This is a genomic window from Negativicoccus succinicivorans, assembly GCF_018372215.1.
Lineage (GTDB): Bacteria > Bacillota > Negativicutes > Veillonellales > Negativicoccaceae > Negativicoccus.
The window spans coordinates 45,457-57,148 of the sequence record NZ_JAHAJN010000009.1 but is presented as its reverse complement, the minus strand read 5'-3'; the positions used below and the strand labels follow the sequence as shown (position 1 = coordinate 57,148).

The 11,692-nt window shown below is 54.4% G+C and carries 11 protein-coding genes; all 11 read right to left on the bottom strand.

From position 1 onward, the window contains the following. Nucleotides 1-330, bottom strand: a 330-nt coding sequence (locus tag KIB08_RS05725; RefSeq protein WP_303990696.1) for an S-layer homology domain-containing protein, incomplete at its 3' end; no start/stop codon positions are given. A gap of 327 nt (nucleotides 331-657) precedes the next feature. Next, nucleotides 658-2,181 (bottom strand): DUF3825 domain-containing protein, encoded by a 1,524-nt coding sequence (locus tag KIB08_RS05720; protein ID WP_303990684.1) that lies wholly within the window; start codon nucleotides 2,179-2,181, stop codon nucleotides 658-660. Between the two features lie 146 nt (nucleotides 2,182-2,327). Then, a complete protein-coding gene (locus KIB08_RS05715) occupies nucleotides 2,328-3,116 on the bottom strand; it encodes an ABC transporter ATP-binding protein (protein ID WP_303990681.1) in 789 nt (262 codons plus the stop codon). Beyond that, on the bottom strand, nucleotides 3,116-3,994 hold the full coding sequence (locus KIB08_RS05710) for an ABC transporter permease (protein WP_303990679.1): 879 nt from the start codon (nucleotides 3,992-3,994) through the stop codon (nucleotides 3,116-3,118). Before KIB08_RS05710 ends, KIB08_RS05715 begins: the two co-directional genes overlap by 1 nt. 22 nt (nucleotides 3,995-4,016) lie before the next feature. Beyond that, on the bottom strand, nucleotides 4,017-5,012 hold the full coding sequence (locus tag KIB08_RS05705; protein WP_303990678.1) for an ABC transporter substrate-binding protein: 996 nt from the start codon (nucleotides 5,010-5,012) through the stop codon (nucleotides 4,017-4,019). 192 nt (nucleotides 5,013-5,204) lie between these two features. Then, entirely contained in the window at nucleotides 5,205-5,975 is a 771-nt protein-coding gene (locus KIB08_RS05700) for a TatD family hydrolase (protein WP_303990677.1), read from the bottom strand. Continuing rightward, entirely contained in the window at nucleotides 5,976-7,970 is a 1,995-nt protein-coding gene (metG, locus tag KIB08_RS05695; RefSeq protein ID WP_303990675.1) for a methionine--tRNA ligase, read from the bottom strand. Continuing rightward, a complete protein-coding gene (gene rsmI / locus KIB08_RS05690; RefSeq protein ID WP_303990672.1) occupies nucleotides 7,970-8,812 on the bottom strand; it encodes a 16S rRNA (cytidine(1402)-2'-O)-methyltransferase in 843 nt (280 codons plus the stop codon). Before rsmI ends, metG begins: the two co-directional genes overlap by 1 nt. Then, nucleotides 8,809-9,564 carry a tRNA1(Val) (adenine(37)-N6)-methyltransferase gene (locus tag KIB08_RS05685; RefSeq protein ID WP_303990671.1) on the bottom strand — a complete coding sequence of 252 codons (756 nt, stop codon included), beginning with the start codon at nucleotides 9,562-9,564 and terminating at the stop codon, nucleotides 8,809-8,811. Before KIB08_RS05685 ends, rsmI begins: the two co-directional genes overlap by 4 nt. Continuing rightward, the gene (locus tag KIB08_RS05680; protein WP_303990669.1) at nucleotides 9,557-10,405 is read right to left on the bottom strand and encodes a PSP1 domain-containing protein; all 849 of its coding nucleotides are present in this window, start codon (nucleotides 10,403-10,405) and stop codon (nucleotides 9,557-9,559) included. Before KIB08_RS05680 ends, KIB08_RS05685 begins: the two co-directional genes overlap by 8 nt. Beyond that, nucleotides 10,377-11,381, bottom strand: a complete 1,005-nt coding sequence (locus KIB08_RS05675) for a hypothetical protein (protein ID WP_303990667.1) — start codon at nucleotides 11,379-11,381, stop codon at nucleotides 10,377-10,379. The genes KIB08_RS05680 and KIB08_RS05675 overlap by 29 nt, the downstream gene beginning before the upstream one ends. Nucleotides 11,382-11,692 lie beyond the last annotated feature (311 nt).

The following is an 11,692-nucleotide window of genomic DNA, read 5'->3' as shown; positions in this document are numbered from 1 at the left end:
GTTGGAAACGCGTACGCCGAGGCTGTTCAGTTCGTTCGCGAATTCGTCAGCCAAACGGTTCAATTGCGCCTGTTGTTCCGCGTTCAACTGATCCTGTTTTACCATCGCGCGAGCGACCATCTGCGCCATTTCATAGCGGGTGATGTTCTGCTGGCCTTTGAATGTTCCGTCCGGGTATCCTTCGACTACGCCTTCAGCGGCGAGTTGGGATACTGCCTGGTAAGCCCAATCGTTTGGAGTTACATCCGAGAACGGATTCGGGGCCGCGAATGCTGTCGTTGCGCCGAGGACGCAAGCAGCTGCCAATACTGTTGCCAATTTTTTATTCATCATAATTGACACTCTCCTTTGAGTTCAAAATTTCGACAGAAAGTTTTCAGAGTGTCGCGGTGCGAGTGACCTGGTTTCCTCTACCCTCGACTCTGCCAGCAGCGTCTGTCGGATCGCTGACTTATATGCAGTGTATCATTTAAAAAGTGTGAAAGCAATCTTTTTACAATGGTTTTGGGCTGTTTTGGAAACTTTTAATTTCATTCTAGTACCAACGTCAATTTCTATTTTTGCGCTCATTTTTTAATATTTAGCCGCATCCGCCGCCCCACGGAAAGAAAAAGCCTCTCGCTCAGGGCAAAGCGAGGGACTAAATTAAAATGTGTTTTAGTTTTCTTCATTAGCGGCGAGATAGGCTTTCATCAGCCAAAGGCTGTCGATCGGTCGCACGATACGCGCGTCAACGTACGCCATTTTCGGAGTCAACAGCGTGTGCGCCTGATAATTTCCCGCCGGCGTAATGCCTACAACCAACGCGCCGTAAGCGATGTCATCATCACGGAAACGATACAAGGGAAGGATGACGCTCATCGTGTTTTTGCCGGGATAGTAGACGGGAATGGCGATGGCGGGGTTTTGATCCACGCGGTCGCGCGCGACTTTCACATGCTCTTCCAAACGATCGAGCAGGCGATTTTGCCATTCTTCATGCTCGGCTACCAACGTGCCGAGTTTATAGTTTTGCTGCGCGACGCCTTCGCGGTCGCCCTGCTCTTGCAAGCGACGACGCTGCACGAGGATATTTTTCAGCGGCGATTTGGTCTCCCGGTCGCTTTCTTCAATCAAGGTTTCTTCGGGCAAACGACCCGCGTTGGCGATCACGATATGTTGGAAATCGACATCCAGCTCCGTATCGCGTCCGATCTGTTGCAAGCGCGGATCGAGCGCGTAATCGGCTTTTTCCGGAAACTCGATGAATTTCTCGCTGAGGATTTTACCGTCGCCCGTGCCGCGAATGCAGAACGCGCGATAGACCCATTCCTGGCGGTAACCGGGTTCACGCGCGAATAAGGCGTAAATTTCGTTATCCCGATTGTCGACAAGACCGGTGTTAAAAGCGGCGTATTGGTTATCCAGGGAGTAAACGATTTTTTGCTCGGTTTGCAAACGATAGAAAGTATAGTTTATATAGCTCGCCAAGCTGGCATTGTGAGTGTCGTTCGAAAAATACCATGGCTCGCTCTTCATCATCTTATATAAGTCGTTATAAAACTCAACTTCCGCGCCGAGCCAGGCGAATTGCCGCAACGCGACGTTCGGGCCAACCTCTTCACCGCCGGGCGCGCCGCCCGCGATTTCCGGCGGCAACGCGTCGACGATGCGATGCGCCGTTTTCACCGAATTGTTGTTCGCTATTTTCTTCGCCGCTCCGTTATCTTCCGTCGACGGCGAAGCGTTATTTTGCTTGGCCGACGATTTCGACGAGCGGTTGACCTTCGCCGGTTTATCCGGCGGGACTTGAATGCCCCGTTGCGTCGTGGGCGTCAATGTTTTGGCGAATTTGCCGTTTTTCGCGCGAGCAGGTTTACGCCGTTCCTTTTTACCATCGCCTGCCGCCGCTTCCGTTTCATTGACTTCGCTTAAATACCAAATCCACTGCGGATTTTTCGCGCGGTATGAGTCGGCGTTGGGAATGTAACGAACCGCGACCGCCTTGCCGGTGACGCTGGGGCGATTCAGCAGGTACGCGACTTCCTCATCCTTCCGTTCCGTGAGAGTGCCGTTTTCGCGAGCGCTGAGGTAACTTTCTTCGAGTAAATTATAATAGTCTATTCTTTCGTTACCGTAGAGCTTGCGCAAACGATTCCAACTGGTGGAGGGAATGCAGGCTTTGTTTTTAATTCCTGCCACAGGACACCTCCTTATCTGTGTATACTCGTTTATTATAGCATATGGGTTATATTTTTCACTACGCCGCGGCCGCATGCAGTTTGCCGTGGGGCCGTCGTTGAAAAATAAATGCGCCGCAAAAAAAGAGCGTCGATCGACGCTCTTTTTTATGCCAAGACCATGCTGTCGCTGAACGACGCCGCGGTTTCTTCAAATTTTTGCAACACGTCGGTGACGGTAAGTCGCGCTTTCTCCTCACCTTTCACATCCCAAATAATGCGTCCCTGATTCATCATGATCAGGCGATTGCCCAAGCGCAAGGCGTCGCGCATATTGTGGGTGATCATCAGCGTGGTGAGTTGATGCTCCCGCACGATGCGATCGGTGAGCGCCAATACTTTCACCGCCGTTTTCGGATCCAACGCGGCGGTCGGTTCGTCCAAAAGCAAGAGTTTCGGACGTTGCAAGGTCGCCATCAATAAGGTAACGGCCTGGCGTTGTCCGCCCGATAAGAGCTCCATGCGCGTGAACAGACGATCTTCCAACCCCAGACCCAGCGTCGCCAAAAGTTCGCGATAATGCTCCCGCTTGTCGTTGCTGAACGCCCAACGCAGAGAGAGCGGCAAGCCTCGTTTCGCCGCGAGTATTAAATTTTCTTCCACCATCATGCCGCCCGCCGTGCCTTGCAACGGGTCTTGAAACACGCGCCCGATGTAGCGCGCGCGCCGGTGTTCCGAACAGGCGGTCACATCGCGACCGTCAATGACGATTCGTCCGGCGTCGACAGGAAACACGCCGGCGATCGCGTTCAAAAGCGTCGATTTGCCCGCGCCGTTGCCGCCGATCATCGTGCAGAAGTCGCCGGGTTGTAAATGCAAATCGCAGCCGTCTAACGCGACTTTCGCATTGACCGAGCCGGGGAAAAATGTTTTTTTGAGGTTCGTCATATGAAGCATCAGGCACCTCGCTTCCCGGCCGACCATTGTTTTTGCACCAACGGCAAGGCCAACGCCAACGCCACCAAAACAGCGGTAAACAGTTTCAAATCGTTCGGCGGCATGCCCATGTACAAGACGACCGCGATCACGATGCGATACATAATCGAACCCAAAACAACGGAGCAAAGACTGTTTTTAAAACTGGACCGGCCGAAGAGCACTTCGCCGATGATGACGGCCGCCAGACCGATCACGATGGTGCCGATGCCCATGCCGACGTCGGCGAATCCCTGACTCTGCGCGACGAAAGCGCCGCAGAGCGCGACCAGCGCGTTGCTCAACAGCATGCCCAACACGATCATGCCGTCCGTATTGACGCCGAGCGCGCGAATCATGCGCGGATTATTGCCCGTCGCGCGAATCGCCGTGCCGAGTTCGGTGCCGAAAAACCAATACAGCAGCAAGCCGAAACCGACGGCCAACGAGAGTCCGACCAGAAAGGGCGTCCACATCGGCGGCGCGAAGCCGCCGGCTAAATCGGTAAACACCGTGCGCGCGCGCAATAAAGAAATATTCGCTTTCCCCATGATATGCAAATTCACGGAGTAAAGCGCGATCATCGTTAAAATACCGGCCAAGAGCGCGGGGATTTTCAGCTTCGTATGCAAGAGCGCGGTAACCGTGCCCGCCGCGGCGCCCGCCGCGAGTGACAAGAGCAGCGCCGTCCAGGGAGAGCCGCCGCCCGCGATCCACATCGCCGCGACCGCCGCGCCGAGAGGAAAGGTGCCCTCCACGGAAAGGTCGGCGATGTCCAATACCCGAAATGTCAAAAATACGCCGAGCGCCAGGAGCGACCAAATCAATCCCTGCGCTAAAGTGGCTACGAGTAAACTCAACTTCGTTCTCCTTCCCGCGTTCCTATACTTCCGTAAAACCGATATCCGTCGGCACGGTAATACCCAATAATTCCGCCTGCGCGCGGTTCAGCACGGGAACGAGTTCCGTTTGCGTTTCAATCGGCATGGTTTCCGGTTTCGCTTCGCCTTTGAGGATCTGCGCGCCCATCATGCCCGCCCGTAAGCCGAGCTTGTAGTAATCTACGGAAACCGACGCCAACGCGCCGTTTTTCACGTGCGCGATCTCGGCGCCGTAAACGGGTATGTTCTTTTCGTTCGTCACCGCGATCAACGCCAGTAACGCGGACGCCACCACATTATCCGTCGGCACGTATACCGCGTCGACTTCGCCCGTCATTTGGTACGCGGTCTGCGGGATGTCGTTCACCGACGCCACCGTAAATTTTTTCACGGTCATGCCCAGCGCTTGCGCCGCCGGCTCCAATGCTTTCACTTGCAGTTCGGAGTTGACCTCGCCCGCGTTATAGATGACGCCCAATGTTTTAACCTGCGGCGTCAATTTCCGCATCAAATCCAATTGCGCTTTCAAATCGGTGCGGTCGCTGGTGCCGGTCACATTCGTTTGCGGTCGCGACTCGTCTTTGACAAGTCCCGCCGCCGCGAAATCCGTCACCGCCGTCGCCACCACCGGTATTTCATGCGTGGCGTTCGCTACCGCTTGCGCCGCCGGCGTAGCCACCGCGTAAATCAATTGTTTTTTGCTAAATAAAAAATGCCGCACAATCGTATCCAAGTTAGACTGATCGCCTTGAGCGTTTTGGCTCTCCAGCGTATAATCAGCGCCCTCTTTCAGCCCCGCCTGCGTCATGCCGTCAGCAATGCCGCGAGCCGCTTCATCGAGCGCCGGATGCTGCACAATCTGCACCAATCCGACCGAATACGGTGTACCGCTTTGTTTATGTTCGACGGTCGCTCCACATCCTGCGAGCGCGCCGCACAATACTATGCCTGCCAATCCTACCCACGCTACTTTTTTGAGACGGTTTTTCTCCATCATTCTCATCCTTCCCTGCTACTCTGCTACTCATGCTGCCATCCTGCTTATGCTGCCATACGCTATCTGTCAAAAGATAGTTGAACAGTATTTTACAAGAAAGCGCGGAAAAAGTCCAGCATTTATAATCGCATTTTTGAAAAAGCGGCATTCGCGACAATCGTCAAATAAAAAAAGAACCCGTGAATGGGTTCTTTAATCGTTGATGCGGTAAATCGTTTTCGCGTTGCGGGAAGTAGTTTCGATCATTTTTTCGACCGGCATGTCGTGCAAGCGGGCGAGTTCTTCCGCGACGTAGTACACGCGCGTCGGATCGTTGCGCCGACCGCGGAACGGCGGCGGCGTGAGGTAGGGACTGTCCGTTTCGATCAACAGACGATCAAGCGGCAGACGCCGCGCCACATCTTTTAATTTCGTGCTTTTCGGGAACACTACGGTACCGGAAAAGGAAATGTAAAAGCCCAATTTCAATAATTCGGCGGCCATTTCATAACTGCCGCTGTAGCAGTGCAAAATGCCGCGCAGGCGAGGATGCGCCTCTTCCTGCAAAATCCGCAGGGTGTCGCCGTGCGCGTCGCGATCGTGAATGATGATCGGCAAGTCCAGCTCGATTCCCAATTTCACAAAGCGGCGAAAAACCTCCTGCTGAATATCCCGCGGGCTGTTGTCGTAGTAGTAATCGAGACCGATCTCACCGATGGCGACTACTTTTTTCTCCGTTTGCGCCCATGTTTTGATTTGCGCGAAATCTTCTTCCGTCATCGCCGCGGCCAAGTGCGGATGCACGCCTACCGCGCAATAAAACGCGGGGTATTTTTCCGCCAGCGCCAACGCTTGCGCGCCGGTTTCCCTGTCTTCGCCGGGAATGACCACATGCTCGACCGTTTTCAATACTTCGGCGATCATTTCCTCGCGATCGTACTGAAATTTTTCATCGTAAAGATGGGCATGCGTATCGAACAGCATTTATTTCACCCGACTCCCGGCCGGCAGATCCGGCAGGAAAGGAGCATGCAGCGCGCCGTCTTTCGAACCGGCTAAAATCATGCCTTGCGACAATACGCCGCGCAATTTGACCGGTTTCAAATTGGTCACCACAATCACATGTTTGCCGACCAATTCTTCCGGCTGATAATGCTGCGCGATGCCGCTCACGATGCTGCGTTCCTCATCGCCCAAGGTCACCGTCAAATGCAGTAATTTATCCGCTTTCTCCACTTTTTCGCAAGCGAGTACTTCCGCGACGCGCAAATCCAATTTCGCGAAATCGTCAATCGTGATCTGCGGTTTTTCTTCCGCGGCCGTTTGCTTGCCGTCTTTGGCGGCAGTTTCCGTCTGCGCTTTCGTCACAGCCGCTTGCGTCGGTTTCGTTTCTTCCGTCAATTTCTTCTCCTCCGTAACAGTGTCTAATTCATGGCGCGGGAATAAGGGTTGCGTTTTATGCACGGTCGTGCCGCTCGGATAGGTTTCCGGCGCCGCTCCGTCAAGACGCGCCGCGGCGAAATCCGTCAAGCCCAGTTGCGCCCACATGTTTTCCGCCGCCTGCGGAATCAGCGGCGCTACCAAAATGGCGACCGTGCGCAAACCGTCGACAAGGTGGTAAAGAACGCTGTCCAAGTCGGCCGGCGCCGTTCCTTTGCTTAATTTCCAAGGTTCTGTCGTGTCAATGTATTTATTTAACGCGCGGACATATACCCAAACCGCCTTAAAGGCGTCATTCATCGCGAGCTTATCCATGTCCCGCGTATAGCTTGCGACCGTTTCCCGCGCCAGTTTCGTCAACGCCGCGTTGGCGTCAGCGACTACGGCGCCAAGCGGCGCGTCAGTCGCCGTGACAACGCCGTCACGATATTTTTCGACCATTGTCAGCGTACGGTGCAAGAGGTTGCCGAGATCATTCGCCAAATCCGAATTCGTTTTTTTGATCAAACGTTCGCGACTGAAATTGCCGTCCTGACCGAGCGAGATATCGGTGGTGAGGAAGTAGCGAATCGCGTCCGCTCCGAATTCGTCCAACAGCGGCATCGGATCGACAACGTTGCCGATGCTTTTGCTCATCTTCACACCATCGACGATCAGCCAGCCGTGGCCGTACACTTTTTTCGGCAAGGGCAGGCCGAGGCTCATCAGCATGATCGGCCAGATAATGGCGTGGAAACGCACGATTTCTTTACCGACCAGGTGCAGATCCGCCGGCCAATAATGCTCGAATTTTTCCGGCGCGTCGAGGTAGCCGATACCGGTCAAATAGTTGACGAGCGCGTCAAACCATACGTAAACGACATGCTTATGGTCAAAGGGTACGGGAATGCCCCAATCGAAACTCGAACGCGACACGCTCAAATCTTCCAGACCGCTTTTCACGAATTCAATCATTTCATTGCGGCGCGACGCCGGCTGAATGAAATCCGGATTTTCTTCAATGAATTGCAACCAGCGATCCGCGTAATTGCTCATTCGGAAGAAATAGCTTTCCTCCTTGACGAGTTCGACAGGACGGCCGCAATCGGGACAGGTATGATCCGGACCTAATTTATTTTCCGGCCAAAACGTTTCATCGGGCGTGCAATACCAGCCTTCGTACTGCGATTTATAAATATCGCCTTTGTCGTAGGCTTTTTGGAACAGCGCCTGCACCACTTCCGCATGGCGTTGTTCCGTCGTGCGGACAAAATCATCATTGGTAATATTCAGTTTTTTCCACAGCTTCTGGAAACCGGCCACGATATGATCGACGTAGGCTTGCGGCGTGACGCCCGCTTCTTCGGCTTTGCGTTGAATTTTTTGACCGTGTTCATCCGAACCCGTCAGGAAAAACACATCCTCGCCTTTCAAACGGTGGTACCGCGCCAAGACGTCGGCGAGCGTTGTGCAGTAGGTGTGACCGATATGCAATTGCGCGCTCGGATAGTAAATCGGCGTCGTTATATAAAAAGTCGGTTTCTTATGGGCTTGTTCCATTAATGAGCCTCTTTCTGTAAAGATAAACAATGAGAATATACTTCACGGCGGGAAACGCCCGCCTGCTCCGCGACGATTTTACACGCCACGCTGTATTTTATACCTTGCGCCACCAATTCGGCAACCGCACGGGGCCAGGATTCTTTCGCCGGCGCTTCTTTTTCCGCAGGCTCCGCACCGGCGATCATGATAACGAATTCGCCGCGCGGCGCTTTCATATCCGCGTGCTCCCTGAGTTGCGCCAGCGACCCGCGATAAAAGGTTTCAAATTTTTTCGTAAGTTCGCGCGCGATGACCGCCGGACGATCGCCCAGCGTCGCTTGCAAAACGGCGAGCGTTTCTCCCAACCGATGCGGCGCTTCATAAAAGAGCAACGTGGCGGGTTCATCCGTAAGCGTCGCCAACAACGCCTCGCGTTTCGCTTTCGTGCGCGGCAAAAAGCCGATGAAGCGAAACGTTTTCGTATCTAAGCCGGAGGCGATCAACGCCGTCAACGCGGCATTCGCGCCGGGCAGCGGCACGATCGTAATACCGGCCGCCACCGCCCGCTCCACCAAGTCGCTCCCGGGATCGGCGATCGCCGGCATGCCGGCGTCACTCACCTGCGCGATGTCTTCGCCCGCCAACAAACGTTCGATCAGTTTCGGACCGGCGGTGTCTTTATTGTGCTCATGGTAAGAAAAAAGCGGCGTCGTGATTTCATAATGGCGGCATAAAAGTCGGGTATGACGGGTGTCTTCGCACGCGATCAACGCCACGTCCCGCAACGTCGCGACGGCGCGATACGTCATATCCTGCAAGTTGCCGATAGGTGTCGGCACTAAATATAATGTACCTTTCAATCGGCAACTTCCTTTCCGTATAAACGTAAAATATCCGGCGTATAGTCGCCGTGATCATCATGCACAAAAAGCGGCGGCAAAACGGTACAGTCGGCGCGGCCGTTCATGCGCGCTTCCAGCAGCACCAACTTCGCCGGCAAACCCTGCCGACTGTGCACAAACTGCAAGCGTTTAACGGCAAGTTTCGCCGCTTCCAAGGCCGCGCACCATTCCGCCGTTCGATCGGCGCGCTGCACGAGCGCGAACCGCCCGCCGTAACGCAGTAAGTACGCGGCTGCCGCGATGACATCCTGTTTCGTAGCCGTCGTTTCATGTCGCGCCGCGGCAACCCCCGTCAATTGCGAGCGATCGCCGCCACCGAGCGCGCGATACGGCGGATTGCAAATGACGAGATCGGCGCTGTTGGCGGGAAATAATTCCCGATGGCGGCGATAATCCGCTTCGCGCACTTTAATTTGCGCCGCGCGGCCGTTCCCCACGACATTGCGGCAGGCGATATCCGCCAGCACCGGATTTAACTCCACCGCGGTAATGTCCCTTGCGCCGCGGCTCGTGAGCAAGAGCGCGAGCACCCCCGTGCCCGTGCCCAGATCCCAAACGCGATCGGCCTTTTTGAGGCTCGCGAATTGCGCCAAAAGAACCGAGTCCAGCGAAAAACAAAATTCATCCGAACGTTGGATAATCTTCATGTCGTCACGAATCAAATCGTCCAGCCGTTCGCCCGGGCGCAGTATGAAGTCGGTGCTAGCCACGAACCTCTCGCACCTCGTCCCAACTCCACTCGGTCCGACGCTGATTCTCCATCTGCACGCTGACCGTGCGTTTGTTCGCGTTGACCCGCTGCACTTTCCCGCGGCCTTCCGGCGTGTCGACATTCTTACCGACGCGCGGTGCCGCCGGCTGCTTTTGTTTCTTATGCGGGCAGCTGCAGGTCTTGCACAGTTCGCCGCCTTTTTTATACATGTCGTTTTCGTAACGCAAACAGCACATCAGGCGGCCGCACGCGCCGGACACTTTCGTCGGATTGAGCGAGAGTCCTTGATTTTTCGCCATGCGAATGGACACCGAAGAAAATTCTTCGAGCCATGCCGCGCAGCAATATTCCCGACCGCAAGGTCCGATGCCGTTCAGCTCTTTCGCCTCGTCGCGCACGCCGACTTGCCGCAGCTCGATGCGCGTATGGAAAACGGACGCCAAGTCGCGTACCAATTCACGGAAATCGACGCGCCCGTCAGCGGTGAAAAAGAAAACGATTTTATTCATATCGAACGCGTATTCGACATTAATCAGCTTCATCGGCAAACCGTGACGCTTGATTTTCTCTTTGCAGATGACAAACGCACGCGCCTGCCGTTCTTTATTTTGTTGTACCTGCTTCAAATCCTGCGGGGTCGCTAAACGCAGTACCGGTTTCAACGGCGCGGCGATCTCTTCCTCCCGCACGTTGCGCGGACCGATGACAATGCGTCCATATTCTTTTCCCCAGGCCGTTTCCACAATAATTTCGTCATCGGGAACTACATTCAGTTTCTGCGGATCAAAATAATAGATTTTGCCGGCCTGCTTAAAACGTACTCCTACTACGGTTGGCATGGCGGCTCCTTTCTGCCAATGTATTCAGTTCCAAAATCACCATATCACCGATCAGCTTGGTCGCCATATATAATTCGTTGGCGCGCAATGCCTCGCGCAAGATCGGCGTGACCTCTAAAATCGTTGTCGCATCCCAATCGGCGGCTATTTTTCGCAACCGATTTTCGGCAAAAGGTAAACGTAAAAGCGTTGCATCATTCGTTGTAATGAGGATCGCCAAATCATGCGCGACCCATTCCAACCAATGAATGTATATGCTCAATTCCGCGCGCTCGTGCGCTTGCCATAACGCGCTCAAATCGAGGTACGGCGTAGCGCTTGCGCCGCGAGTTTCAAAAAACGTGAGCGCCGCATCGGCGCTTGCTTTCAAATCGCCCTGCAACAGCGCGACGGCCAGACCCGGATTCCCTTCCGAGACGGCGAAAAGCATTTCCGCCTCTTTTGCGGAACGTTGCTTCGTCGCGAGCCACGCCGTGAATGTCCGCGCATCGTACGCGGTAAAAGCGTAGCGAACAACGCGCGACCGAATGGTCGGTAAAAGTCCGGCATCACTTTGGGCAAGCAAAATAAAATACGTGTTTTCCGGCGGCTCTTCCAAAGTTTTCAAAAGCGCATTCGCCGCCGTGACGTTCAAACGGTCCACGGCTTGTAAAATCACTACGCGCGCTCCCGTATGAGTGCGGCTGAGCGCCTTTTCCACCGCGCGAATCTGGCTGATTTTAATTTCGCTTCCCTGCGGGGAAACGCGAAAGAAATCGGCTTCATCCGCGAGATAAAAAGTGTCTTTCGGTAATTCATCCGCCGGCGTCACGCGCAGTTCGCGTCCCAATATCCGCGTCGCCAATTGCCACGCGGTCGCCGCTTTGCCCAGTCCCGCCGCGCCGACGAACAGCAACGCGTGCGGCAGTCTGCCCGTTTGCCGCTCCGTTTGCAACCGGGACCAAATCGCAGGATGCGCCGGTATTTCAGTGCTCATAATCTCTCCCCGCGACACGCTTACGCATCAATCATAATTAATAAATTATATTATAACATATATTTTTTGACTTCTTCAGCGCCCCGACGCCGCCGCGCGTTGCGGCAAGCGGAAAACCGTGACCGGTATCTCTCGATGCTTTTTCATGACAAATAACATGCCGCTAATCACAAAAGAGAGAAGACGTTTCCGATCTTCCCTCTTTTTCTGTATCCCATGGCGTTTTCTCTCGGCCTCATCATTTGCGCGCCCGTCATGTCCGATTTCGCGAGCGCTTCGGATAAAAGCCGCCAATGCCGCGCCATATAAAG

Bases quoted from the DNA above. Each gene is read 5' to 3' on its own strand.
- KIB08_RS05705 (WP_303990678.1), bottom strand. From the start codon at position 5,012: ATGATGGAGAAAAACCGTCTCAAAAAAGTAGCGTGGGTAGGATTGGCA.
- KIB08_RS05700 (WP_303990677.1), bottom strand. From the start codon at position 5,975: ATGCTGTTCGATACGCATGCCCATCTTTACGATGAAAAATTTCAGTAC.
- KIB08_RS05675 (WP_303990667.1), bottom strand. From the start codon at position 11,381: ATGAGCACTGAAATACCGGCGCATCCTGCGATTTGGTCCCGGTTGCAA.
- KIB08_RS05680 (WP_303990669.1), bottom strand. From the start codon at position 10,405: ATGCCAACCGTAGTAGGAGTACGTTTTAAGCAGGCCGGCAAAATCTAT.
- KIB08_RS05715 (WP_303990681.1), bottom strand. From the start codon at position 3,116: ATGCTTCATATGACGAACCTCAAAAAAACATTTTTCCCCGGCTCGGTC.
- metG (WP_303990675.1), bottom strand. From the start codon at position 7,970: ATGGAACAAGCCCATAAGAAACCGACTTTTTATATAACGACGCCGATT.